Genomic DNA, 24,207 nt, shown 5'->3' with positions numbered 1-24,207 from the left:
GGATTCGTAAATGATGACATCATAATAAACTGAGAATCTTCTCAGTTTGCTCTTGAGAATATTTGATACAGTGCAGTACTGTATGGCGACTCGCATTTGCGGGTCTGAAAAAACAATCTCAGGGGGGTATCATGCATCGATATTTATACCGCAACCGGTCCCTATTCCGGACTGCTCTCTGCATTGGGGCGGCGATCGTTCCGGGCACGGCGAGCGTCCTTGCTCAGAATGTGCCGGATGAAAGACCGGCGCGAACGGAGCCGGCCGTCGAAGACAGCGATATCGTCGTCACCGGATCGCGGATCGGCCGTGGCAACGAGGCGGCGGCAACGCCCGTCCAGGTTCTGACCGCTCAGGACATTTCGCAGCAGGGGCAGACCAACGTCTCGACGATCCTCAACGAACTGCCTGCGGCGGGACCGAGCGGCTTTTCGTCCAGTGGCGCCAATGCGCAGGACTTTTTCCAGGGGGGTGTCGCCACCGTCGATCTGCGCGGCCTGGGCAGCGACCGCACGCTCGTCCTCGTCAATGGGCGCCGATATGTATCCGGGGTGCAGAATGCGTCGCTGGTCGACCTCAACACCATCCCCGCCGACATGGTGGAGCGCATCGAGGTGACCACCGGCGGTGCGTCCGCGATCTACGGTTCGGATGCGATCGCCGGCGTCGTGAACCTGGTGCTGAAGAAGAAATATGAAGGCGTGTCGGTCAACAGCCAGGCGGGCATCAGCGACGAAGGTGACGGCCGCCAATTCCAGCTCAGCCTGCTCGGCGGCGGCAGTTTCGCCGGGGGACGGGGCAATGCCCAATTCTATGCCGGTTACGATACTGTCGATGCGATCCGTGGAACCGCGCGCTCCATTTCCAGGCAGCGCGTCGCCGCGACCGATATCACGCGACCCGATCTGGCCCTGCGCGGCGCGGCTGCCGCGAGCGGCCTCGTCAACGAGTCGGGGCTCTTCTATCCGACATCGACCAGCTATCTTGCCGCACCCAACAAGCAGGTCGTATTGCCGGACGGCAGCGTCGTTCCCTTCAACCGCGCGATCCACGGCTTCGACACCCAGCCTTATAAAAGGCTGACCACCGATACCGAGCGGCTCGTGACCGCCGCCACGCTGGGATATGATCTGACCAGCAATGTCCGGCTGTTCGCCGAAGCGAATTTCGCGAAAACCAAGACGTTCACGCAGCTCGAGCCGGTCTTCGTGGCCAGCGGCCTCGTGAACATCGGGGTCGGCCCCGATGCGATCCCCTTCTCGATCCCCACCAGCAATCCCTTCATGCCGGCGGCGCTGCGTGCGCTGGTTCCGGCCGGACGAACCGAGATCGGTTTTGGCCGCTATTTCTCGGAATTCGGCGGTCGCGGCATCGACTATACGCGCGAAACCGTGCGGCTGGCCGGTGGCTTCGACGGGACGCTGACGCTGCCGTTTTCGGAGAAGCCGTGGGACTGGAACGTCTATCTCAGCTACGGTCGGACCGACGTCGATCAGCAGTTCAGCGGCGGATATGACATTGCCCGGCTCTATGAAAGCCAGCGCGTGGAGTCGAATGGCGCCGGTGGATTCCGGTGCGCGAATGCCGCGGCGCGTGCCCAGGGCTGCATTCCGGTGAATCTGTTCACCGGCACCCGCCTGACCTCACAGGAAATCCAATATCTGTCGAGCGATCCGAGCGCCAAGGCAGTGCTCGAGCAGAAGGTAGCGGCCGGTTCGATGTCGGGCGAGCTGTTCCGCCTGCCCGCCGGCCCGTTCAAGATGGCGATGGGGTTTGAGGTTCGCGAGGAAAAGAGCGCCTTCAACCCGAGCGAGTCCTTCGAACAGGGTACCAGCGGCATTTTCCAGACCTCGGCGATTTCCGGAAAGTTCAACGTCAAGGAGGTGTTTGCGGAGGTCAATTTCCCGCTGCTGGCCGACCTGCCGTTCGTGAAGCTTCTCGAATTCCAGGGGGCCTTCCGCTACGCGCATTATTCCACCGTCGGCGGAACCCAGGCCTGGAATTTTGGCGGATCCTACAAGCCGATATCCGATCTGCGTTTCCGCGCGCTTTATGCCGGGGCCGTTCGCGCCCCGAACATCGGCGAACTGTTCCAGGCGCCGACGCTGAATACCGCTTCGGTCTTCGATCCGTGCCTTGGCGGCGGGCGGCTGAGCGGTCTCGACCCGGCGATCGCGGCACAACGCAAGGCCAATTGCCTGGCGACACCGGGCATCACCACCGCGTTCAATCCTTTGCAGCCATCCTCGATCTTCAGCTTTGCCGGCAGCAACAGCAAGCTGAAGGAGGAAGTGGCCAGGACCCTGACGGTCGGTGCGGTCTATACGCCGTCCTTCATTCGGGGGCTGACGCTGATGGTCGATTATTACCGGATCCGGATATCCGACGCGATCTCGGACATTCCGCTGCAGACGACGCTGGATCAGTGCGCGAACACCAAGGATCCGTTCTTCTGCAACCAGATCACGCGCGACCCGGCTTCCGGAAACATCATGCGTGTTGATCAGACGTTGCAGAACGCCGCGAATCTGAGGGTTTCGGGCATCGATGTGGAGGCGCGATACCGGCTGCCGCTTTCGAATCTCGGCATATCGAGCAACGGCCAGCTGACTTTCGGCGTGAATTATTCCTATCTGCGCGAATTCAAGACGACGCCGTTCGTCGGCGGCGATCCGATCGTCACCAAGGGGGCGGCGGGTTTCCCGGAGCACAAGGCGAATGTGCGGGTGTCCTATTCGGATGGGCCGATCAACATCTCGCTTGAGGAGCGCTATATCGGCTCCATCCTCAGGCTGCCGGATCAGTCGTTCGAACTGAACAGGGTTCCCGCATTCTTCTATACGGATGCGCAGATCCGCTTCGATGTCCGGGAAAAATTCACGGTCTATTTCGGCGCCAACAACCTCTTCGACAAGAAGCCGCCCTTCATCCCGCTGCCCTATACCAATGCGACGCCGGGGACGAACACAGCGACGGCGGCATATGATGTCATCGGCCGTTATCTCTATACCGGCGTGTCGATGCGGTTCTGAACGATCGGGGGGAGGGCGGCTGTGACGCCCTCCCTTGAAAGTTATCGGCTCGTCGATAACGATCGCGCCACGGCTTCCGCACGCGCGAGGACGCGCTGGATATTGCCCGAAGCGATCTTGGCGAGCTCTTCACGCGTGTAGCCGCGCCGCAGCAGTTCGGCGAACAGATCGGGATAATGGCTGACATCGTCCAGGCCGGCGGGCAGATGGTCGACACCGTCGAAATCCGATCCGATCCCGATGTGATCGATGCCGGCGATGCGGCGGATATGGTCGATATGATCGGCGACCTGCGAAAGCCTGGCGCCGGGATAGGGGTTGCCGGCTTCCCATGCGGTCAGGGCTGCGGCGTGCGCGGCCGCGTCGTCCGGACGTTCCGCTCGCAGGCGATCGCGCTCCTTGATCCAGGCGTTGCGCCATTTTTGCGCATCGGCATCGATCGTCCAGGGGATGAAGGTCGCCATGACGATACCGCCATTGTCGCGCAGCTTGCGCAGGACATCGTCGGGCACGTTTCGCGGATGCTGGCGGGCGCCATAGGCATTGGAATGGCTGAAGATGACGGGCGCGGCCGAAGCCGCGAGCGCATCGTTCATCGTCGCGGGTGAGGTGTGGCTGAGATCGACCAGCATCCCCAGCCGGTTCATCTCATGCACGACTTCGATTCCGAAAGGCGTCAGGCCGTCATGCCTGGGGGCGTCTGTTCCCGAATCCGCCCAATCGGTCGTGTAATTATGGGTCAGCGTCAGATAGCGGACGCCGAGGTCGTAAAACTGACGCAACACGGCAAGCGACCCGCCGATCGAATGACCGCCCTCGGCGCCGATCAGCGACGCGATCCTGCCTTGCCCGAAGGCCTTGCGAACATCCTTAGATGAATAGGCCAGCCGCATATCCGCCGGATATCGCGCGGCCAATTGCTTGACGATATCGATCTGCTCGATCGTCATCTGCACCGCTTCGGCGCCATGGAGTTCCGACGGCACATAGACCGACCAGAACTGGCCGCCGACGCCGCCGGCACGCAGGCGCTCGAGATCGGTCTTCATCTTGCGGCGCTGCTCGGCGTCCAGCCGTTTGAAGTCGAAGCTGTCGAACCGGCGCTGAAAGGCCTCGCGGATGACGAGCGCGGTGTCGTTATGGCCATCGATGACCGGGGTCCGCTTCAGCAGGGCCTTCGCCTCCGCCTGATAGTCGCGTTCCGCATGGGCGGTGGCGGTGGCGAGCAAAAGAATGGGCAGTGCGGTCAGGCGTTTCAAGATCATTCTCCAGCGGGCGAGGGGGAGGATTGGGCTTGCGGACGCGGTGCCGGACGGGGGCTGCTCGACCTTGCCGAGGCGCAGGCGAAACGGGGCAAGCTGCACTATGTCCGGCGGGATGCCGTGATGCAGCTAAAGCTCTATTTCGTGCACCAGGCCGCTGGCGCGAGCCCGGGCCAGCGCCAGTGCGCCGATCGCAATGTCCTGAACCGCCACGCCGGAACTGTCGAAGATCGTCGTCTGGCGATCACCTGTTCGGCCGATCGCTGTCCCGTTGATGACGGCGCCCAATGGAACGATTCTGTCGGGCGAGACGCTGCCCGCGCGGCAGGCGTGCTGGAACTCGCCGACCGCGACCGATTGCGTGACCATATCGGTGAACAACAGCGCGGCTTCGACAAGGTCGATGGGCAGTTCCTGCTTGCCGGGGCCGTCGGCGCCCATCGCCGAGATATGAATGCCGGGCGTCATCAGCGCTGCGTCGAAAAGCGGCCGGGTCGAGGCGGTCACGGTGCAGAGGATATCGGCCTGCGTCACTGCCTCCTCGATCTCCGCGGCGCGCGCGGGCAATCCCGCTTCGCGAAGCCGTAAAGCGAGCCGTCCGGCCGCCGCTGGATTCCGGCCCCATATCAGGATCTGTTCGAGCGGGCGGACTTGCGCGACGGCCAGGGCCTCGTAATAGGCCTGATGTCCGCTTCCCAAGATCGACAGCCGCGATGCCGAGGTGCGGGCCAGATGCTTCACCGCCACGGCATCGGCCGCGGCAGTGCGCAAGGCCGTCAGGTAATTGGCGGCGACAAGGGCGCATGGGCGGCCCGTGCGGTGGTCGAGCAGCAGCGTGGTCGAACCGTGATTGGCGAGGCCCGTGCGGCTATTGTCCGACCAATAGCTGCCCAGCTTGGCGCCCGGATGACGCGAAAGGCCATCATAGCCGGCCTTGACGCCGAGGCGCGTGTTCGGGGTCGGGCCCGGCCCCGCGCTGAAGGCGAAGGCGCGACTGAGCTCGGAGTCGAGCGAAGCGAATGCGCTTTCGACCACGGTGATGGCGTCCCCGATCCCGATCAGTCGTGCCGCCGTCGCTTCGCTGATCACGGCGATCCGGGTGGTTTCGGGACTGTGGCTGGGGGAATGAAGTGTTGGCAAGATTTATCCATTTAGGAAATATATATCCTATATGGCGAATAGCGACGCGAGGCGGCGTGTCAAGCAAGAGGGGCGGGTGATTTTCTGCTATGGCCAATCCGTCGGCGCGTTCCTATCCTCTGGGGCGCGGCCAAATATTGTATTCTGGGAATGGGAAAGCGCAAAAAATGAACAGCAAAGCGGCGGCGCGGGACCTGGTCCATGCCCGAGTGCGGGCCCTGCGGATCGAGCGCGGGCTGACATTGGCCGATATGGAAAAGGCCACGGGGCTTTCGGTTTCGCTTTTGTCGAAGATGGAAAACGGCAAGATTTCGCTGACTTACGACAAGCTCGCGGCTCTCGCGATCGCGCTGCATATCGATATCGCGGAACTGCTCGCCACCGAGACAGAGGGATCGCGATCCGGGTGGGGGCGGCGGACGCTCACCAGGGGCGGCGAGGGGCGCGAGGTGGAGACCGGGGCCTATCTCTACCGTTATCTGGGCGTCGATCTGCTCGACAAGCGCTTCACTCCGATCTGGGGGGAGATCGTTGCCCGCTCAGTCGAGGAATGCGGCGGGTTCAGCACGCATAACAGCGACGAGTTCATCTATGTCCTCGACGGCGTGCTCGAACTGCACACCGATACCTACGCCCCGTCGATCCTCAAAGCGGGCGATTCGCTCTATTTCGACGGGCGCATGGCGCATGCCTATGTCGCGTCCGGCGAGGGGCCCTGCCATATCCTGAGCATATGCTCCGAGGAAAAGGGTTGAATCTGTCCTGGCGGGCCAAATATGGCCTAAAAGGAAAATGATTGACTAAATGGAAAATCTCCTTGAGGATGTTCGGCGTCACAAGGAGAGGGCGGGTCGCAACCCGTAAATATGAAAATGATCAGCAAAGGGCGCCGTCGGCGCAGCCAGGGTTTTTGCGTCGTTGCAATGCTGTTGGTCGGGGTGGGGCAATCCGCCCTTGCCCAGACGACTTCCAGCGAAAAGGGTGTGGAAAGCGCCGAGGAGGCGGTTCCCGCCGAGGATATCGTGGTGACCGCCTCGCGTGCGGCGGGATCCGGCTTCGATGCGCCGACACCCGTCACGACGGTGAGCAAGGCCGAACTGACCAATAGCGGCGTGTCGAACATCGCCGACCTGCTCAATACCCAGATTCCGTCCTTTCGCGCGTCGGCGACGCCATCGTCCGCGACGACGCGGACGGCGGGCGCGGGCAATTATCTCGACCTGCGCGGGCTCGGCTCGGCCAGGACGCTCGTGCTGCTCGATGGCCGCCGCCATGTGCCGACGACCAATGCGGGGCTGGTCAACGCCAATGTCCTGCCACAGATGCTCGTCGATCGCGTCGATATCGTTACCGGCGGCGCTTCGGCGGCCTGGGGATCGGATGCGGTGGCTGGCGTCGTCAACTTCGTCCTCAAGGATCATGTCGACGGTTTGATCGGCGAAGCGCGCGCCGGCATCTCGGGACGCGGCGACAATCAGAATTATCAGTTGTCGCTCGCCTGGGGCACGAAATTCGCCGGCGGCCGGGGATCGTTCATGATCGCGGGCGATTTCGCGGACAGCCAGGGGATCGACGATCAGGGCAGCCGCGGCTGGGGACGGAAGGACTGGCAGGTCATTTCCAATCCGCGTTTCGCCCCGGGCAACGGCCAGCCACGCAACCTGATCCGGCCCAATGTGCACACCGCGGTCGCGACGCCGGGCGGCATGGTCTTCCTGCCCGACGGCGATGTCGAATTCGGTCCCGGCGGCACGCCGATCCCGTTCATTCCGGGAACCGATATCGGATCGCTCTATCAAGTCGGCGGCAGCGGGATCAATCCGGGGCGGTTCAATCAGCTCGTCATTCCCGAACGGCGTGGCAGCGTGTTCGCGCGCGCATCCTATGAACTGGCGAACGATGTGACGCTCTTCGCCGAAGGCTCCTATGCCGAATCGCGCAGTCGTTTCGAGGTCCTGCCGACCTTCGATTTCGGATCGATCGAAATCAGCCGCGACAATGCGTTCCTGCCGGCTTCGATCGCCGCCGTCATGGATCGCAACGGGCTGGATTCGATCGATATGGGACGGATCAATTATGATTTCGGCTTTGTCGAGCCGCTCAACAAGGATCGCGTCTATCGCGGCGTCATCGGGTTGAAGGGCAAGATCTCCGACTGGAAATGGGATGTCTATTATCAGCGCGGAGAAGCACGGCGTGCCGAACTCCTGCTCAACAACCGCAAGAAGAACGATGCCGCGGGCAAGCCGATATTCGCCTCCGCGGTCGATGCGGTTCTCAATCCGGCGACCGGTGCGATCGTCTGCCGATCGAGCCTCACCAATCCGTCGAGCGCCTGCGTTCCGCTCAACCTTTTCGGCGAAGGTTCGCCTTCGGCCGCCGCGCTCGGCTATATTCTGGGAACCTCGTCGCGCCACACGCGGATGAGCCAGGATGTGATCGCCGCCAATCTGCGCGGCGAGCCGTTCTCGACCTGGGCAGGGCCCGTGGCGCTGGCGTTCGGTGCGGAATATCGCCGCGACAAGACGGTGTACGACACCGATCCCATCGCCAATGCCAATGGCTGGTTCACCGGCAACGGCCGATCCTATTCGGGCGGGGTCAAGGTGAAGGAAGGTTATCTCGAAGCGATCGTGCCGTTGATGCGCGAGTCCGCGCTTGGCCAGTCGCTCGATATCAACGGTGCCGTCCGCTATACCGAATATGACATTCGGGGCAGGGCCTCGTCATTGTCGGCAACGACGTGGAAACTCGGCGCCAGCTACGAACCGGTTTCCGGCGTCCGTTTCCGCGGCACCTATTCGCGCGACATCCGCGCGCCCAATGCCGACGAATTGTTCAGCGCGGGCCGCACCGGCCTTGCCACGATCAACGATCCGCGCTTCAACAATGCCCAGGCGCTCGTGACCGTCGCCGAAGGCGGCAATCGCAATCTCGATGCCGAGGTCGCCAAGACGCTGACTTTCGGCACCGTCCTGGCGCCCGCCTTTTTGCCCGGCCTCCAGCTGTCCGTCGATTATTACGACATCAAGCTGCGCGGCGCGATCGGTGCGAACAGCGCGCAAAATCTCGTCAACCGCTGCGCCAATGGCGAAACCGCGATCTGCGCGTTCATAACGCGCAATCCGACGACCAATCTGATCGAGCGGGTGAGTGCGACGCTCAACAATCTGGCCCAATTGCATACCCGTGGGCAGGATTTCGATCTCAGCTATCGCACGGCGATCGATGGGATCGGCAATGACGCCAGGGCGACCTTCCGCCTGATCGCGACGCATGTCGACACGCTCGAATATCGCGACGGTGCGTCGATCACCGAAGGCGCGGGTTCGCTGGGGCCAAAGCTTGGCGGCGTTCCCAAATGGCGTTTCACTGCCAGTGCCGGGCTCGAGGTCGATGATTTCAATGTCTATCTGGCGGGCCGCTATGTCGGCGGCGGCAGCTATGATCGCACCAATCCCAGCTTCTACGACGACAACAGCGTCGACAGCGCTTTCTATGTCGATGCAACGATCGGCTATGATCTGCTGCGCTCGGGCAAGAAAAGCCTGTCGGTGACCGGAACCGTCCGCAACCTGTTCGATCGCGATCCGCCGATCGTGCCGACGCCCGATCTGATCGCGACCCCGACCAACACGGTCTTCCACGACGTGATCGGCCGCTATTTCTCGCTGGGCATATCCTTCAAATATTGACCGGACAGGCAGGGTGAACCGATGATGCGCAGCTTCATGATGATGGTCCTGGTGATGCTGGCGGCGATTGCGCCGTCCAGCGTCCATGCCCAGTCCGCAGCCCCGGCGGCTCTCGCCGAACTCGAACTCTATTTCGACGGCATCGTGCCATATGCGCTGGAGCAGGCCGGAATCCCGGGCGCGGCCGTCAGCGTCGTCAAGGACGGTCGCATCGTCTTCGCCAAGGGCTATGGCGTTGCCGACCGGAAGACGGGGCGGCGAGTGACGCCGGATGCCACCTTGTTCCGCATCGCTTCAATTTCAAAGCTGCTGACCTGGACCGCGGTCATGCAACTCGTCGAGCAAGGCAGGCTCGACCTTGACCGGGATATCAACACCTATCTCGATTTCCGCATTCCCGACACATATCCGGCCAAGATCACGCTGCGCCATCTTATGACGCACCGTAGCGGATTCGAGGAGGTATCGCGCGGCAACACGCTATATGGCGCCGGGTCCGGAAGCCTCGGCCGCTATCTCCACAACCATGTGCCGAAACGGATCTTCGCGCCGGGCGAACGCATCGCCTATTCCAACTACGGCGCCGCGCTTGCCGGCTATATCGTCGAGCGCGTCTCCGGCGAGACCTATCCGAACTATATCGAGCGGCATATCCTGGCGCCGCTCGGCATGACGCGCACGTCCGTTGCCCAGCCGCCACAGGGCGCGTTCGCCGCGATGGCGGCCAAAAGCTATATTTCCTCGGCGGAGCCGCAGCCGACCGGATATGCGACGGTTTCCGCGGCCCCCGCGGGCGCGGTCGCGTCCACCGCGACGGACATGGCCCATTTCCTGATCGCGCAGTTGCAGGGCGGGCGCTTCGGCAACGCAGCGATCCTGCGGCCGGAGAGCATCGCCGAGATGCACCGGGTGCAATATCGCGCGGCGCCCGGCCGCAACGGCTTCATGCTCGGTTTCTGGGAAGCCAATCGCAATGGTTATCGCCTGATCGGCCATAGCGGCGACTGGACCGACTTTCATTCGCTGCTCTATTTTGCACCCGAGAGCGGCTATGGCATTTTTGTCACGCTCAACGGCACCGGCACGCTGGGACGCAAGCTCGGCTCCGACACTGTCCGCAACGCCATCGCATTCGGCTTTTTCGATCGCTTCGTCCCCGGCCGCGTCGCCGATGAGCCCACCGTCTCACCAGGATCCTTCGATGCCGCGCGCGTCGCGGGACTGTATCGTTCGACGCGCCGGAACGAGTCCGGCCCGCAATTGATGCGGCTGTTCGAAGGTGACGATGAAGTCGAAGCTGCCGCCGACGGCACGATCACCGTATCCTCGCGCCTCGCGGCCGACGGTGCCCCCAAAATCTGGCGGCAGGTGCGCCCGCTCACCTATCGCGAAGTTGGGGGCCAGGCTCATCTTTCGTTCGTCGCCGGCAAGGATGGCAGGATCCTCTATTGGGTCAGCGACGATTATCCGCCGGCGATGGTGTTCGAACGGGTCGAGGGCATTTTTGCGACCGGCCTGGTGCAGCCGCTATTCTGGCTGGCCTTGCTCGGTTGCGCGGCATTCGCGGTGACTGCGCTGATCAGCTGGTGGCGCCATCGCCGGCGGCACGAGCGGAGCGAACGGTCCTGGGTCGGCTCACGCGCAGGCCATGGCTGGATCGCGTCGGTGATGATCGGCTGGATCGCAGCGGCAGTCCTTGGCGGGCTTGGCGACGACCTGACGCTTATGAACGTCCTGCGTGGCGCGAGCATGATCGCGGTGGCGGCCGCATTGCTGCCGGCGCTCCATGCCGGGCTGACGATCAGGCGATCGAAGGGCAAATTGCGGTGGGCGGTCGAGATTGCGGGCGCCTTGCTTGCACTCTACGCCGCATGGTTCATGGTCAGCCAGAATCTGGCCAGCTTCAACAACAGCTTCTGAGGCCCCGCCCCATGCTGCATCGAAAATCCGTCACCGGCGATGATCCGGGCCAGCCAAAGGCAGGCAATGGCGGGCTGGTGCGCCGGCTGGGTTGGGTCGATCTGCTGCTGATCGGTATCGGGGTGATCGTCGGCGGCGGCATCTTCATCGTCACCGGAACCGCGGCGGCGCAATTCGCCGGGCCCGCGATCACGCTCTCCTTTCTGCTCGCCGCGTTCGGCTGCGCGCTGGCGGGGCTCTGCTACGCCGAGCTCGCGGCGGCGCTGCCGGTGCAGGGGGGCGCTTATGGCTATTGCTATGTCACTTTGGGGGAGGTCTTTGCCTGGTTCGTCGGCTGGTTCCTCATCGTCGAATATCTTTGCGCCGCGTCGTACATCGCGGTCGGCTGGTCGGGTTATGTGACCGCGCTGTTTGCGACGCTCGGTGTCCATTTGCCGGCGGCGCTGACGACGCCCGCCCTGTCGGCGGTCGAGGGAAGGATCGTGGCGGGGGCCTCGATCAACCTGCCCGCGATCTTCGTCGTTCTCGCCGCGTTCGCGATCGCGCGCCGCGGCATCGGCGTCTCCTCCGCCGTCAACAGCGTGCTCGTCGCCGCCAAGCTGATGGTGCTGCTGCTCTTCATCACTGCCGGCGCATTCTATATCGATCCTGCCAACTGGACGCCGTTCATTCCCGCCAACACCGGCGTGTTCGGCCATTTCGGGGCGAGCGGCATCCTGCGCGGCGCGGTCGTCGTCTTCGTCGTGTTTCTGGGCTTCGATGCGGTCTCGACGCTTGCGCAGGAAACCCGTGACCCGCAGCGCAACGTGCCGCGCGGCATCCTGGCCGCGATCGCGGTCTGCACATTGCTCTATATCGCGGTCTCGCTCGTCATGACGGGCCTCGTGACCTACACCGCGCTCGACGTCGCCAATCCCCTTTCGGTCGCGACGCGCGCGGCGGGTGGTGGACTGGACTGGCTCGCACCGCTTATCGAGATCGTCGCGATGAGCGGCCTCGCATCGGTGCTGCTCGTGCTGCTGACGGCGCTGTCGCGCATCTATCTCGCCATGGCGCAGGACGGCCTGTTGCCCGCGGTCTTTGCGCGGATTCATCCGCGTTTTCATGCACCCGACCGTGCGACGCTGCTGGCGGCGCTGGCGATCGCGACATTGGCCGGGCTGTTTCCGGTGTCGTTGCTCGTGCAACTCGTCTCGCTGGGGACGTTGCTCGTGTTCATCGCGATCTGCGTCGGCGTGCTCGTGCTGCGCAGGCGCCATGCCGATCTGCCGCGGCCCTTCCGCGTCGCGTTCGGACCATTGGTGCCGCTGCTGGGCGTCGCGGTGTTCGCCTATATGCTGGTCGGCGTGCCTGCGGAGACCTGGCGGCTGTTCAGCGTCTGGGCAGTGGCCGGCTTGATCACTTACCTGACCTTCGGCATGCGCAAGGCGCGTCGCATCAGAATGGCGGGCCTTGCGGGAGAAGCAGTTCCATGATCGAAGATCTTCGCCTGGCGGATATCGAGGAAAACCGTGCGCTGATCGCCCCCTATGTGGCGCGGACGCCGGTGCACGACTGGCAGGGACGCGAAATCGACGCGCGGCTGGCGCCCGGAACGCGCGTCAATCTGAAGCTCGAACTGTTCCAGCATAGCGGCACGTTCAAGCCGCGCGGCGCGCTTTCGGTGATGCTGCGGCTGACCGACGCGCAGCGCCGCAACGGCGTGACCGCCGTCAGCGCCGGCAATCACGCGATCGCCACCGCCTATGCCGCTAGCCGGCTCGGCATATCGGCCAAGGTCGTCATGCTGCCGACCGCCAATCTCGCCCGCCAGGCGCGGTGCCGCGCCTATGGCGCGGAGATCATCATCGCCGAGAATGGCAAGGCGGCGTTCGAGCTGGCCGAAGCGCTCGCGCGCGACGAAGGACGCAGCTTCATCCATCCGTTCGAGGGGCCGTTGACCGCGCTCGGGACCGCGACGCTCGGGCTCGAATGGATGTCGCAGACCGACGATCTGGAGGCGGTGATCATTCCGGTCGGCGGCGGCGGCCTGTGTGCGGGGGTTTCGTCGGCGATAAAGCTGATTAACCCGAATTGCCGCGTCTATGGCGTCGAGCCCGTCGGCGCGGATTCGATGCATCAGAGCCTCGCGCTCGGCCGACCCGTCGAGCATGCGACGGTTTCGACGATCGCCGACAGCCTGGGACCGCCCTTCGCGCTGCCCTACAGCTTCGAGCTCTGCCGGCGACATGTCGACCGGTTCGTGAAAGTCGACGACGATCAGATCCGCGAGGCGATGGCGCTTCTGTCGCGCGAGATGAAGTTGATCGCCGAACCGGCGGGCGCCACCGCCACCGCGGCACTGCTCGGTCCCCTGCGCGACGAACTCGCCGGGCGCCGAACGGGCGTGCTGGTCTGCGGATCCAATATCGATATCGGCAGCTTCGCATCGATGATCGATCAGGCGCAGGGTGGTGCGGCGCTTTAGGGAAGGGGCTGTCTAGCCCTCGCGCCGCTCGTTTCGAGCGAAGACTCCCCAGAACCCTGATCCCCGCGGCAGGCGCGCAGTCCATCGGTCATGATCGCCTCGGATGAGCCGTGGTGCTTCAGTGCTTTCCATAAATGCGGGGCAACTCGGCGTTTGGCTCTCGACTTGCGTCTCGTTGATGCCGCTATCACCCGGGCACTTCCATTCCGCACTGGTCCGCGCTGGTTTGACAGGCTCCGGCCTCGATCGAACGGGTGACGATGCCCGTTTTGAATTGCTCCTGTGCCCGTTTCAGATTTGTCGTTCCCGGTGCCGTTCTTAGAATGGCCAAAAATAGACCGGACCGGGAGAGTGGCCAGGTGAACAGCGATCGCACCCATTCGTGGGAATCTTACGCCGGCCGCAAGCGCATATGGCGCGGCGTCGCGGCAATCGCGCTTACTGCAGGTCTCCTTGCCGGATTGCCGGGGACGGCTGCTGCGCAAGCCACGCCGGACGACGATGCGCAGGCCGCCTCGGGGCAGGGACGGCTGGAGGACATCATCGTCACCGCGCGCCGTCGTGCCGAGCGGTCGCAGGAAACGCCGCTTTCGATCAGCGCGATTTCGGGCGCGCAGCTGGAAACGCTGAACATCGTCCGGATCGACGGCATCACCCAGCTCGCGCCGAGCCTGCGCATCACCCAGGCCAGTGGCAGCGGCAATGCGCCCGCGATCTACATCCGCGGCATCGGCACGCTGTCGACCGCGCTCTATGTCGAGCCAGCGGTGGGTGTCTATATCGACGGCGTCTACAATCCCCGTCCGAGCGGCAACACCTTCGATCTGCCCGATATCTCCAGTGTCGAAGTGCTGCGCGGACCGCAGGGTACCCTGTTCGGTCGCAACACGACGGGCGGCGCGATCCTGCTGTCCACGCGCAATCCGGACGAGGAATTCGGCGTGAAGGCCGATTTCTCCTATGGCTCGCGCGCCGAAGTGACGGGCTCGGCCGTCGTCCAGTTCGGCCGTCTCGGCAATTCACCCTTCATGCTGAAGGTTTCCGCGCAATCGCACTCGCGTGACGGCTGGGTCGAGACGCCGGGCGTGTCGCGTTCGAAATGGGGCGGCGCGCTCGACAGTTACGGTTTCGGCGCTGCGCTGCGCGGCGATCTGGGCGATCTGACGGTCGACCTGCGCGGGCGATACAACAAGGTGAATTCCTATACAGGCTGGGAAGTGCTGGGCGGATCGACCGTCGGGCGCGCCTATTTCGGCAACGCCGCCGCCGCGAACGGCCCGGCATTCCCGATCGGGCCGGGGCCGCGCGACTTCAGCTATCGCGATCCGCGCACCGACGGAAAGGCGGCGGTGGAAACCTATGGCGGCGTGCTGACGCTCGAGCATCGGTTCAGCGATGCGCTGACGGTGAAGTCGATCACCGGTTATAACGAGATCCATCAGAATCTGCGCGGCAACATCGGCGGCGGCGCGACCCGCGGCGCGGTCGCCAATCCCGCAGTGGCCGGCCAGCCGATCGAATGGGTCACCGCGCACGTTACGCCTGCCAATCCGGGCCAGCAGAAGCAGTTCACCCAAGAGCTTCAGCTGCTCGGCGATGTTGGGGAATTCAACTATCTCGTCGGCCTCTATTATTACGACGAAAAGGTGGATGAGACGATCACCACCATCCTTAATTCGCCATTGTCCGCGGCGGCGGCGATCCGGTTGAACCGCAGCACGAGCTATTCGATCGATTCCAAATCCTATGCCGGCTTCGCGCAGGTGGGATGGAAGCCGTCCTTCGCCGACGGCAAGCTCGAGATCGTCGGTGGCATCCGCTATACCGAGGACAAGAAGAGCCTCGATTCCGTGTCGGTCTCGACGACGACCACCACCACCCGATTGACCCAGGCGCGCAGCGACAAATGGAACAATGTCGGCTGGCTCGGTTCGATCAGCTATAAGGCGCTGCCCGACGTCCTGCTCTATGCCCGGGCATCCTCGGCCTATCGGTCCGGCGGATATAATGCGCCGACCGTGGGCGCACCGCCCTTCGGTCCCGAAACGGCGCGCAGCTACGAAGCGGGTATCAAGAGCGACTTTTTCGATCGTCGCGTCCGCCTGAACATCGCGGCCTTCCAGACCGACTATGACGATCTGCAGGTCAATGGCTACAGCATCGTCACCAACACCAATCAGCTCACCAATGCCGGCAAGGCGCGCTATCGCGGCTTCGAGGTCGAGGGTCAGGTCGTGCTCGGCGGCTTCAAGATCGACGGCAATCTCGGCTATGTCGATCCGGAATATCAGGAATATATCGTGGCGGTCGGTGGCGTGCCGACCAATGTCGCGGATCAGGCAAAATTCGCGAACGTGCCGAAATGGACCTACCATGTCGGCGCCGAATATACGCTCGACACTGCCTCGGCGGGCAGCTTCACCCTGCGCGGCGACTATACCGGCAAAGGCAATTCGCCGACCTATACGCTGCTGTCGCAGGCGCCCAACACCGCCCAGGTTCCGCTCTATGGCAAGGAAAGCAACTACAGCGCGCGTCTGATCTGGGCGTTCGAGGTCGATGGCCACAAGATGCGGGCGCAGATCTTCGGCGAGAATCTCAGCAACAACCGGTATCTGACCTTCGCGACCGATTTCGGCGCGATCCTGGCGGGCACCTATAATCGCCCGCGCTATTACGGCTTCGCGCTCGGCCTGGATTTCTGATCCGGCGCGTCGATGACGTCCGATCCCCAGACGCTGGAGGCGGCGAGCCGGCTCGATGGTCGGCTCGCGATCGTCACCGGTGCCGCTTCCGGGATCGGGCGCTGCATCGCCAGGCATCTTGGGCTGGCGGGTGCGCGCCTGTTGCTGGTCGATCGTGACGAGGCCGGGCTGTCGGCGGCGCAGGGGGAAATTCCCGGCGCGGTCGTACTCTCGCTCGATATCTCCCGATGGTCGATCGAGGATGCGCTGAAGGCTGCGCTGGACGGCAATGTTCCCGCGATCCTGATCAACAGTGCAGGCCTGTTTCCCTCGCGCGCGGTGCTCGATCTCGACGAACCGCATTGGGATGCGGTGATCGACGTCAATCTGAAGGGCGCCGTTCGCATGGCGCAACTGGTCGCGGCCATGATGCGCGACGCGGGGCAGGGTGGTGCGATCGTCAATATCGGATCGGTCCAGGGTTTTCGCCCCGGTGCGGGCAAGATCGCCTATGCCGCATCCAAGGCCGGGCTGGCGGCGGCGACCCAGGTGATGGCGCGCGAATTCGCGCCGTTCGGCGTTCGGGTGAACGCCGTGGCGCCGGGGCCCGTGCTGACCGAGGCGACCCAGGGTGCGATCGAAGCCGCGGGCGGCGCCCCCGGCACTGTCCCGCCCGGCGTCGCGCAGCCCGATGAGATCGCCCGGGTCGTCCATTTCCTCGCAAGCCCCGCCGCGTCGTTCGTCAACGGCGCGATCTGGACGGTCGATGGCGGCGCCACGCTGTCGCGCTGAATGCACCGATCGTCTCCGACCTTGCGCAACGATGCACGCTCGGCAACGAGGGCATGCCGGATGACGAACGGCCAAGGCGCGCGAGCAATGCTAGCGTGGACGAAAGACAGAAGAGAGGGCGTTGAAGATGGCCACCGTGACTGGAACGGGTGAGGATGCGCCGACGGCGGTAGCGTCGCCGGCGGATGCTTTGCCATCCTGGCGTCGCCTGCTCATCATCATCATCCTGCTGACCGGTGGGATCAAATCGGCGCTTGCCTTCACCACGGTCGTCCCGGGGCTCCAGCTGATTGCCCAGGATTTCAGCAGTTCCGGCGATTCGGTGCTCAGCGCCCAGTTCGTTGTCACGCTTGCGCCCATCGGCATGGCGATCTCGGGGCTGGTGGCCGGACTGTTCGTCAGTTCCACCAACCTGCGCGGGATGATGTTCGCCAGCCTGGCCGTCTGCACATTGGCGGGCCTGATGCAGCTGCTGCCGCTCAACTATTACGCGCTGCTCGCCAGCCGATTCGTGCTCGGCTTCAGCGCGGTCGTTGCCGACGTGTCGATGACCAGCATCCTCGCGGCACAGTTCGCTGGGGCGATGCGTTCCAAGCTGATCGGTTATCGGCACGGCATCTCCTCGATCGGAACCGTCACGACGATGCTGCTCGGCGGCTGGCTGGCGCAGAATTACGGCTGGCGCGCGCCGGGCATCATGTTCCTGATCCCGGGCATCATGCTGCTCATCGCCTTCTTCGTGTTCGACAAGCCGATCACGCTGGAGCGCAAGCTGGACAGCAAGGACCGTTTCTCGGTGTGGCAGCTCTGGCCGCTGTTCCTGTTGTCGCTGATCCTGTCGATCGGCCATACCATGCCGTCCTTCCAGATGCCCTTCCTGCTCAAGGACAATGGCATCACCAGCGCCGTGCTGGTGTCGCGCGTGCCCGCGCTCAGCGCCGCCGTATCGATCCTGGCGGCCTTCGCCTTCGGCTATGTCTATGCCCGTCTTGGTGGCTGGACCCTGGTGATCTCGTCCACCCTGATGGGCATCGGTTTCATCGGTGCCGGATTCGCACCGACCTATGAACTGATCCTGGTGTGCGTGGTGATCGAGGGGATCGGCGCCGGCTGGAACATGCCCTTCTTCCTCAATCGGATTCTCGACAGGGTCAGTCCGGGCCAGCAGAATTATTCGATCGGGCTGGTCCAGTCCTCGCTGTTCCTCGGTCATTTCCTCAATCCGCTGATCACCGCGCCGGTGCGGCTGAGTCTCGGCATCCACGCCACCTTCGTCACGGTGGGTGGTACGCTGGTGGTGTTGGCGCTGCTCATGGGCCTGTGGATCACGGCGAACCGGGGCCGCCCGAACGCACTTTAGGAGATCGCTGGGATGTCGTGGCGGTAGCGCTCCGCCACGTTGACTCGCGCGCCTTCTGCATCCATCATATAAAAGATAGATAGGAGAACAAGAATGCCTCTCGGAAGTAGCCGCCTCGTTTCCGCCGACAGTCATTTCAACGAACCCGGCGATCTGTTCACGAAGCGTGTCGCCCAGAAGTTCAAGGACCGCGCACCGCGGATGGAGAGCTTCCCCGAGGGTGATGGTTGGCTGTTCGAGGGTCTCGAAGGGCCGCGCAATTTCGGCTGGAACGCCTGTGCCGGCCTGCCCCCCGAAGAGACCAAGGCGTGGATGCGTTTCGACGATATGCGCAAGGGCGGCTGGGATCCGGCCGAACGCCTCAAGGAGCAGGATCGCGACGGTGTCAGCGCCGAGGTCATGTATCCCACGCCGTCGATCCAGGCCGCCATAGCGCTGGTCGAGGATGAGGAATTCCACCTGGCGCTGGTCCGTGCGTATAATGACTGGGTCTCGGAATATGTCGCGTACGATCCTGCCCGCTTCTGCGGCCTGGTCCTGCTGCCCAATCGCGGTGGCGTGAAGGCTGCGGTCGAGGAGATGGAGCGTGTGCTCGGTCGCCCCGGCATGCGCGCCGTGATGGCGCAGGCCTATCCGACTGGCACGACGGTGATGACCGACGAGCATGATTATCTCTGGGCCGCGATTCACGAGCGTGACGTCAGCTTCAACATCCATGTCGCCCTGGGCATCTACAAGCCGAGCCCGCACAAGGCGAAGCTGCCCGGCTATGGCCGCTTCTTCGATGCGCCAAATCGCTGCATCGAATTCGTGTTCAATGGCGTGTTCGATCGTTTCCCGAACCTGAAGGTCGCCTTCGCGGAAGTCGATTTCGGTTGGGTGCCCTATGTGAAGGAGCAGATCGACAACAACTACCAGCGGCTCGAAAAGGTCAACCATTTCGGCCTGAAGCGCCTGCCGTCCGAATATATCGATGAGCATTTCTACTTCGGCTACATGACCGACAGCTTCGGGCTCAACAATCTGAACTACATGAATCCGGAGCGGGTGCTGTGGTCGACCGACTATCCGCACATCAGCGCGGATTATCCCTATAGCTGGCGCACGATCCAGTCCTCGATGTCGGGGGTTCCCGCGCCGGTGAAGGCGGCGATCCTGCACGGCAATGCCGACAAGCTCTACAAATTCCCGGTGGCCGAGGCCGTCGAGATCGGCACCAAGCCGGCACTCGTCAGCGCTTGAGGCGCTGACTGTTCGGCCGTGACCGGTTCGGGGCGGTCGCCCGAAAGGGCGGCGCCCCGAACCGAGGGTGTTTGAAGGAAAGACATGCTCGACAAAAGGATGTCGCCGGACGCCATCGTGGCGGAGCTGGCGGACGGAATGACGATCGCCATCGGCGGATGGGCGACGCGCCGCAAGCCGATGGCGCTGGTCCGCGCGATCGCGCGTTCCTCGCTTAAGGATCTGACGGTGATCGCCTATGGCGGGCCCGATGTCGGCATCCTCGCGGCGAGCGGCAAGTTGCGGCGGCTGATCTTCGCGTTCGTCTCGATGGACCAGATCCCGATCGAGCCGCATTTCAAGGCTGCGCGCCAGGCGGGGCTCGACGTCTGGGAAATGGATGAAGGCATGCTCCATTGGGGATTGCGTGCCGCGGCCATGCATCTGCCCTTCCTGCCGACGCGCGCGGGCATCGGCACCGCGATCGCCGACGATCCGCGCTTCAAGAGGATCACCAGCCCTTATGACGACGGAGAGACGCTGATCGCCATGCCGGCGATCCGGCCCGATGTGGCGCTGATCCATGTTCATCGCAGCGACGAGAAGGGCAATGTGCTCACTTTGTCGCCTGATCCTTTCTTCGACGAGTTGATGGTCCGCGCCGCTGGGCGGACGTTCGCCAGTGCCGAGAAACTGGTCACGACGCCCGAGCTCGGGCTGCCGGGCAATGCCCGCTATCATCTGGTCGAACGCTCGCTGATCACGGGCGTTGCGGAAGTGCCGTTCGGCGCGCATCCGACCAGTGCGTCGCCCGATTATCAGATCGATATGGCGCATTTGCGCACCTATGCCGCCGCTGCCGAGGGCGAGGCATGGGCCGAGTATCGCCGACATTATGTCGAGGTCGACCAGCCTTCCTATGTTGCCGCAGTCGGCGGTGTGGATGCGATCCGCGCCAATCCCGCGCCGGTCTATTGAGGAGCGCCGCATGACCGACACCAGCGTCACGCTCGCCGAATTGCTCATCGCCGCCTGTGCCGAGGTGTGGCGGGGCGATCCCGAATGGCTGGCGACCGGGATCACGCCGATCCCCAGGCTGGGCGCCAGCCTTGCCAAGCTGACCTTCAACCCGCGGCTGATGATCACCGACGGGGAGAATATGTTCCTCGAAGAACCGGCACCGATCGGGCCGCGTGATACCGGGCCGACCGTCGAGGGCTGGGCGCCTTTTGCCCGCACTTTCGACAATCTGTGGGGCGGACGCCGCCATGCCCTGGTCGCTCCGGTGCAGATCGACCGTTTCGGCCAGACCAATATCAGCGTGATCGGTGATCATGCGGCGCCAAAGGCCGCATTGCTGGGCGCGCGCGGTTTCCCCGGCAACAGTATCTCGCACCCCAACAGCTATTTCGTGCCTCAGCACAGCCGGCGCTCGATGGTGGCGGGCGAAGTCGATTTCGTCTGTTCGGTTGGCTATAATCCGGCACGCTGGCCCGACGGCCGCAAGCCGCATCGGCTGGAACTGCGGCGGATCATCACCAATTTGTGCGTCCTGGATTTCGGCGGTGTCGATCATGCGATCCGCCTTGTCTCGCTGCATCCCGGTGTTTCGGTCGACGAGGTTCGCGAGAATACCGGCTTCGACGTTGCAGTGCCGGATGGCGCCATTCCGGTGACGCCGCTGCCAGATTCTGAGGCACTGGCGGTCATTCGCCGGCTTGATCCGCACGATATCCGCGCGACCCTCCTCAAGGGAAATCCGCCCGCCGTTCGCGCCATGTGATCGCTGGGGCGGCTGCGATGTCGCGAAAGCACCGCACGCTTGCCGTGACGCTATCGCCCACGGTGTTGACGCTCCTCAAGATTGCAATGATTGATAATCTGAAGATGGAGAGGGACATCCCATGACTGCGGGCACGCCGGGCGCGGCGGATATCGTCTACGAGACCGAGACGCCGGTCCTCTACGAGGTCCGCGACGGCGCCGCCTGGGTGACGATGAATCGCGAGCGCTACAATAACGCGCAGAACAGCCAGATGACCTATGCGCTCGACGCGGCCTTCCGCCGGGCGGTCGACGATCCTGAGGTGAAGGCGATCGTGCTGGCCGGCGCGGGCAAGCATTTCTCCGCCGGCCACGATATCGGCACGCCGGGGCGCGATATCGCGCGTAGCTTCGATCGCGTGCATCTGGTGCCCGACCATGTCGGACGCCCCGGCGCTGAACTGCTCTATACGCGCGAGCAGGAAGTCTATCTCGGCATGTGTCGCCGCTGGCGTGATATCACCAAGCCGACCATCGCGATGGTGCAGGGCGCCTGCATTGCGGGCGGGCTGATGCTCGCCTGGGTGTGCGACCTGATCGTCGCATCCGACGATGCGTTCTTCCAGGATCCCGTGTCGAAGCTGATGGGCATTCCAGGGGTCGAATATTTCGCGCACGGCTTCGAACTGCCGCCGCGCGTCGCCAAGGAATTCCTGCTGCTCGGCGAGCGCATGGGCGCCGAGCGCGCCTACGCCTTCGGCATGGTCAACAAGGTGGTGCCGCGCGCGGAGCTGCAGCAGGCGACGGCGGAGATGGCGGCGAAGCTCGCCGTCCAGGGCTCGCTCGGCATGTGGCTGACCAAGCAGGCGGTGAACCATGTCGAGGAACTGCGCGGCAAGCGCAACGCGATGGACGCGGCGTTCCATATGCATCATTTCGCGCATGCCCAGAACGACCTGACGACCGGCAATGCGCTGGGCGGCGTGACCGGCAAGAGCGCGGCCGCCGACAACAGGCACGCCGAGGGCGAATGACCGATCCGCTCGCCACGCCCTTGACCGATATGCTCGGCTGCCGGCTGCCGGTGATCCAGACCGCGATGGGCTGGATTGCCGAGCCCGTGCTCGTGGCGGCGACGGTCGAGGCGGGCGGGTTCGGATTTCTCGGCGCGGCGGTGATGACGTCGGGTGAGGCGGCCGCCAAGATCGCCGAAGTCAGGCGACTGACCTCAAGGCCGTTCGGCGTGAACTTCCACATGTTCCAGCCCGGCGCGGTGGAACTGGTCGATATCATCATCGCCAATCGCGAGCAGGTGCGCGCCGTCAGCTTCGGGCGGGGGCCCGATGCGAAGATGATCGGCCGTTTCCGCGACGCCGGGATACGCTGTGTACCCACGGTCGGCGCGGTCAAGCATGCGCAAAAGATGGCGTCTCTCGGCGTCGATATGCTGGTGGTGCAGGGCGGCGAAGGCGGCGGCCATACGGGATCGGTGGCCTCGACGGTGCTGTTGCCGCAGGTGCTCGACGCGGTCGACCTGCCCGTCGTGGCCGCGGGTGGTTTCGCCGACGGGCGCGGGCTTGCGGCGGCTCTGGCTTATGGGGCGTCGGGCATCGCGATGGGCACGCGTTTCCTGATGACGCGGGAGAGCCCGGTGCCCGCGTCGGTCAAGCAGCGCTACGTCGCAGCGGGCACCGACGACATTTTGGTGACCGACGCGATCGACGGATTGCCGCAACGAATGATCCGCAATGCCGCGCTGCGCCATGCGATGTCGGGTGGGTCGATGGCATCCTGGCTGGGCGCGATGTCTGCGGGACTGGCGATGAAACGCGCGACCGGCGCGTCATGGGGCGATCTTCTGCGCTCGGCGCAGGGCATGCGCAGCCATGGCGGGCTCAGCCTGTCGCAGGCGATGCGTGCCGCGGCGGCGCCGACCTTGATCCAGCGTGCCGTGGTGTCGGGCGATGGCGACGACGGGCTGATGGCGACGGGCCAGGTCGCCGGGCGGCTCGAGGACCTGCCCAGCGTTGCCGAACTGCTGGCGGCGATCGAGCGTGACGCGCGCAGCCGCATTGCCGCGCTTGCCCCGGCGCCATCCATGACAAGGATTCGTGCCTGATGCCCGTCCTGACCCGCATCGCCGACCGGATCGGCGAGATCATCCTCGATCACCCCCCGGTCAACGCGCTGGACAGCGCGGGCTGGAATGCGGTGCCTGATATCGTCACGGCGATGGGCCGCGATCCCGAAGTGCGCTGCGTGCTGATCCGCGGCGAAGGGCGCGGCTTTTGCGGCGGTGTCGATATCAAGGAGATGCAGGCGCATCCCGAACGCATCGTCGCGCTCAACCGCGGCAATTATCGCACCTTCCAGGCGGTGCGTGCCTGCGAGGTGCCGGTGGTCAGCGCGGTGCATGGCTTCATCATCGGATCGGGCATCGGCATCTGCGGCGCTTCCGATGTGGTGATCGCGGCCGAAGACGCGTTCTTCTCTTTGCCCGAGGTCGATCGCGGCGCGATGGGCGGCGCCAGCCATCTGATGCGCATGTTCCCGTTGCAGAAGGTGCGTGCCGCCTTCTTCACCGCCGGGCGGATCGATGCGGCCGAAGCCTATCGGCTCGGTGCGGTCGAGAAGGTCGTGCCGCGCGAGGCGCTGGTCGAGGAGACGCGCGCCTTCTGCGCGGTGATCGCCGCCAAGAGCCGCACCGCGCTGGTGACCGCCAAGGAGGCGCTGAACGGGATCGAGCCGCGCGACGTCGATCACGGCTATCGCTTCGAACAGGGCTTCACGCTGGAAATGTATCTGCACGAGGATAGCCAGCGCGCGCGTGATGCCTTCGTCCAGAGCGGCAAGGCGGCGGACTACTGATC

The 24,207-nt window shown here is 64.1% G+C and carries 17 protein-coding genes; 15 read left to right on the top strand and 2 right to left on the bottom strand.

Features of this window, described 5'->3' with window-relative positions; all coding sequences use genetic code 11:
- The first annotated feature begins 230 nt into the window (after nucleotides 1-230).
- Entirely contained in the window at nucleotides 231-3,032 is a 2,802-nt protein-coding gene (locus tag AC3WN8_RS11510; protein WP_492669561.1) for a TonB-dependent receptor, read from the top strand.
- Nucleotides 3,033-3,073: 41 nt separating this feature from the next.
- Here the strand turns inward: AC3WN8_RS11510 and AC3WN8_RS11505 are convergent, their stop codons facing one another.
- Complete coding sequence (locus tag AC3WN8_RS11505) at nucleotides 3,074-4,297, bottom strand: dipeptidase (RefSeq protein ID WP_492669560.1); 1,224 nt, start codon at nucleotides 4,295-4,297, stop codon at nucleotides 3,074-3,076.
- Between the two features lie 126 nt (nucleotides 4,298-4,423).
- Nucleotides 4,424-5,434 carry an ornithine cyclodeaminase family protein gene (locus AC3WN8_RS11500; RefSeq protein WP_492669559.1) on the bottom strand — a complete coding sequence of 337 codons (1,011 nt, stop codon included), beginning with the start codon at nucleotides 5,432-5,434 and terminating at the stop codon, nucleotides 4,424-4,426.
- A gap of 167 nt (nucleotides 5,435-5,601) precedes the next feature.
- Here AC3WN8_RS11500 and AC3WN8_RS11495 point away from each other — a divergent pair, with 167 nt between their 5' ends.
- From AC3WN8_RS11495 to AC3WN8_RS11430, 14 genes are all read left to right on the top strand, one after another.
- Nucleotides 5,602-6,189, top strand: a complete 588-nt coding sequence (locus AC3WN8_RS11495) for a helix-turn-helix domain-containing protein (protein WP_492669558.1) — start codon at nucleotides 5,602-5,604, stop codon at nucleotides 6,187-6,189.
- A 168-nt stretch (nucleotides 6,190-6,357) separates the two neighbouring features.
- On the top strand, nucleotides 6,358-9,129 hold the full coding sequence (locus AC3WN8_RS11490) for a TonB-dependent receptor plug domain-containing protein (protein WP_492669557.1): 2,772 nt from the start codon (nucleotides 6,358-6,360) through the stop codon (nucleotides 9,127-9,129).
- 21 nt (nucleotides 9,130-9,150) lie between these two features.
- Entirely contained in the window at nucleotides 9,151-11,049 is a 1,899-nt protein-coding gene (locus AC3WN8_RS11485) for a serine hydrolase domain-containing protein (protein ID WP_492669556.1), read from the top strand.
- A gap of 11 nt (nucleotides 11,050-11,060) precedes the next feature.
- Nucleotides 11,061-12,524 (top strand): APC family permease, encoded by a 1,464-nt coding sequence (locus AC3WN8_RS11480; protein WP_492669555.1) that lies wholly within the window; start codon nucleotides 11,061-11,063, stop codon nucleotides 12,522-12,524.
- Nucleotides 12,521-13,516 carry a threonine ammonia-lyase gene (locus AC3WN8_RS11475; RefSeq protein WP_492669554.1) on the top strand — a complete coding sequence of 332 codons (996 nt, stop codon included), beginning with the start codon at nucleotides 12,521-12,523 and terminating at the stop codon, nucleotides 13,514-13,516. Before AC3WN8_RS11480 ends, AC3WN8_RS11475 begins: the two co-directional genes overlap by 4 nt.
- 359 nt (nucleotides 13,517-13,875) lie before the next feature.
- Nucleotides 13,876-16,221 carry a TonB-dependent receptor gene (locus tag AC3WN8_RS11470; protein WP_492669553.1) on the top strand — a complete coding sequence of 782 codons (2,346 nt, stop codon included), beginning with the start codon at nucleotides 13,876-13,878 and terminating at the stop codon, nucleotides 16,219-16,221.
- 12 nt (nucleotides 16,222-16,233) lie between these two features.
- Entirely contained in the window at nucleotides 16,234-16,992 is a 759-nt protein-coding gene (locus tag AC3WN8_RS11465) for an SDR family NAD(P)-dependent oxidoreductase (RefSeq protein WP_492669552.1), read from the top strand.
- Nucleotides 16,993-17,119: 127 nt separating this feature from the next.
- Nucleotides 17,120-18,352 carry an MFS transporter gene (locus AC3WN8_RS11460; RefSeq protein WP_492669664.1) on the top strand — a complete coding sequence of 411 codons (1,233 nt, stop codon included), beginning with the start codon at nucleotides 17,120-17,122 and terminating at the stop codon, nucleotides 18,350-18,352.
- A gap of 93 nt (nucleotides 18,353-18,445) precedes the next feature.
- Nucleotides 18,446-19,594, top strand: a complete 1,149-nt coding sequence (locus AC3WN8_RS11455) for an amidohydrolase family protein (protein WP_492669551.1) — start codon at nucleotides 18,446-18,448, stop codon at nucleotides 19,592-19,594.
- An 84-nt stretch (nucleotides 19,595-19,678) separates the two neighbouring features.
- Nucleotides 19,679-20,551 (top strand): CoA transferase subunit A, encoded by an 873-nt coding sequence (locus tag AC3WN8_RS11450; protein ID WP_492669550.1) that lies wholly within the window; start codon nucleotides 19,679-19,681, stop codon nucleotides 20,549-20,551.
- A gap of 10 nt (nucleotides 20,552-20,561) precedes the next feature.
- Complete coding sequence (locus AC3WN8_RS11445; RefSeq protein ID WP_492669549.1) at nucleotides 20,562-21,356, top strand: CoA-transferase subunit beta; 795 nt, start codon at nucleotides 20,562-20,564, stop codon at nucleotides 21,354-21,356.
- Nucleotides 21,357-21,477: 121 nt separating this feature from the next.
- A complete protein-coding gene (locus tag AC3WN8_RS11440; RefSeq protein WP_492669548.1) occupies nucleotides 21,478-22,371 on the top strand; it encodes an enoyl-CoA hydratase in 894 nt (297 codons plus the stop codon).
- Nucleotides 22,368-23,456 (top strand): NAD(P)H-dependent flavin oxidoreductase, encoded by a 1,089-nt coding sequence (locus AC3WN8_RS11435; RefSeq protein WP_492669547.1) that lies wholly within the window; start codon nucleotides 22,368-22,370, stop codon nucleotides 23,454-23,456. The genes AC3WN8_RS11440 and AC3WN8_RS11435 overlap by 4 nt, the downstream gene beginning before the upstream one ends.
- Complete coding sequence (locus AC3WN8_RS11430) at nucleotides 23,456-24,205, top strand: enoyl-CoA hydratase family protein (protein WP_492669546.1); 750 nt, start codon at nucleotides 23,456-23,458, stop codon at nucleotides 24,203-24,205. Before AC3WN8_RS11435 ends, AC3WN8_RS11430 begins: the two co-directional genes overlap by 1 nt.
- Nucleotides 24,206-24,207: the final 2 nt, after the last annotated feature.

Source organism: Sphingobium sp. FW305-3-2-15-F-TSA7 (genome assembly GCF_058787155.1).
This window is presented reverse-complemented; position numbering and strand designations above follow the sequence as displayed.

Coding starts and splice junctions, on each gene's coding strand:
- AC3WN8_RS11505 (WP_492669560.1), bottom strand. CDS start 4,297: ATGATCTTGAAACGCCTGACCGCACTGCCCATTCTTTTGCTCGCCACC.
- AC3WN8_RS11495 (WP_492669558.1), top strand. CDS start 5,602: ATGAACAGCAAAGCGGCGGCGCGGGACCTGGTCCATGCCCGAGTGCGG.
- AC3WN8_RS11490 (WP_492669557.1), top strand. CDS start 6,358: ATGCTGTTGGTCGGGGTGGGGCAATCCGCCCTTGCCCAGACGACTTCC.
- AC3WN8_RS11485 (WP_492669556.1), top strand. CDS start 9,151: ATGATGCGCAGCTTCATGATGATGGTCCTGGTGATGCTGGCGGCGATT.
- AC3WN8_RS11480 (WP_492669555.1), top strand. CDS start 11,061: ATGCTGCATCGAAAATCCGTCACCGGCGATGATCCGGGCCAGCCAAAG.
- AC3WN8_RS11475 (WP_492669554.1), top strand. CDS start 12,521: ATGATCGAAGATCTTCGCCTGGCGGATATCGAGGAAAACCGTGCGCTG.
- AC3WN8_RS11465 (WP_492669552.1), top strand. CDS start 16,234: ATGACGTCCGATCCCCAGACGCTGGAGGCGGCGAGCCGGCTCGATGGT.
- AC3WN8_RS11460 (WP_492669664.1), top strand. CDS start 17,120: ATGGCCACCGTGACTGGAACGGGTGAGGATGCGCCGACGGCGGTAGCG.
- AC3WN8_RS11455 (WP_492669551.1), top strand. CDS start 18,446: ATGCCTCTCGGAAGTAGCCGCCTCGTTTCCGCCGACAGTCATTTCAAC.
- AC3WN8_RS11450 (WP_492669550.1), top strand. CDS start 19,679: ATGCTCGACAAAAGGATGTCGCCGGACGCCATCGTGGCGGAGCTGGCG.
- AC3WN8_RS11445 (WP_492669549.1), top strand. CDS start 20,562: ATGACCGACACCAGCGTCACGCTCGCCGAATTGCTCATCGCCGCCTGT.
- AC3WN8_RS11440 (WP_492669548.1), top strand. CDS start 21,478: ATGACTGCGGGCACGCCGGGCGCGGCGGATATCGTCTACGAGACCGAG.
- AC3WN8_RS11435 (WP_492669547.1), top strand. CDS start 22,368: ATGACCGATCCGCTCGCCACGCCCTTGACCGATATGCTCGGCTGCCGG.
- AC3WN8_RS11430 (WP_492669546.1), top strand. CDS start 23,456: ATGCCCGTCCTGACCCGCATCGCCGACCGGATCGGCGAGATCATCCTC.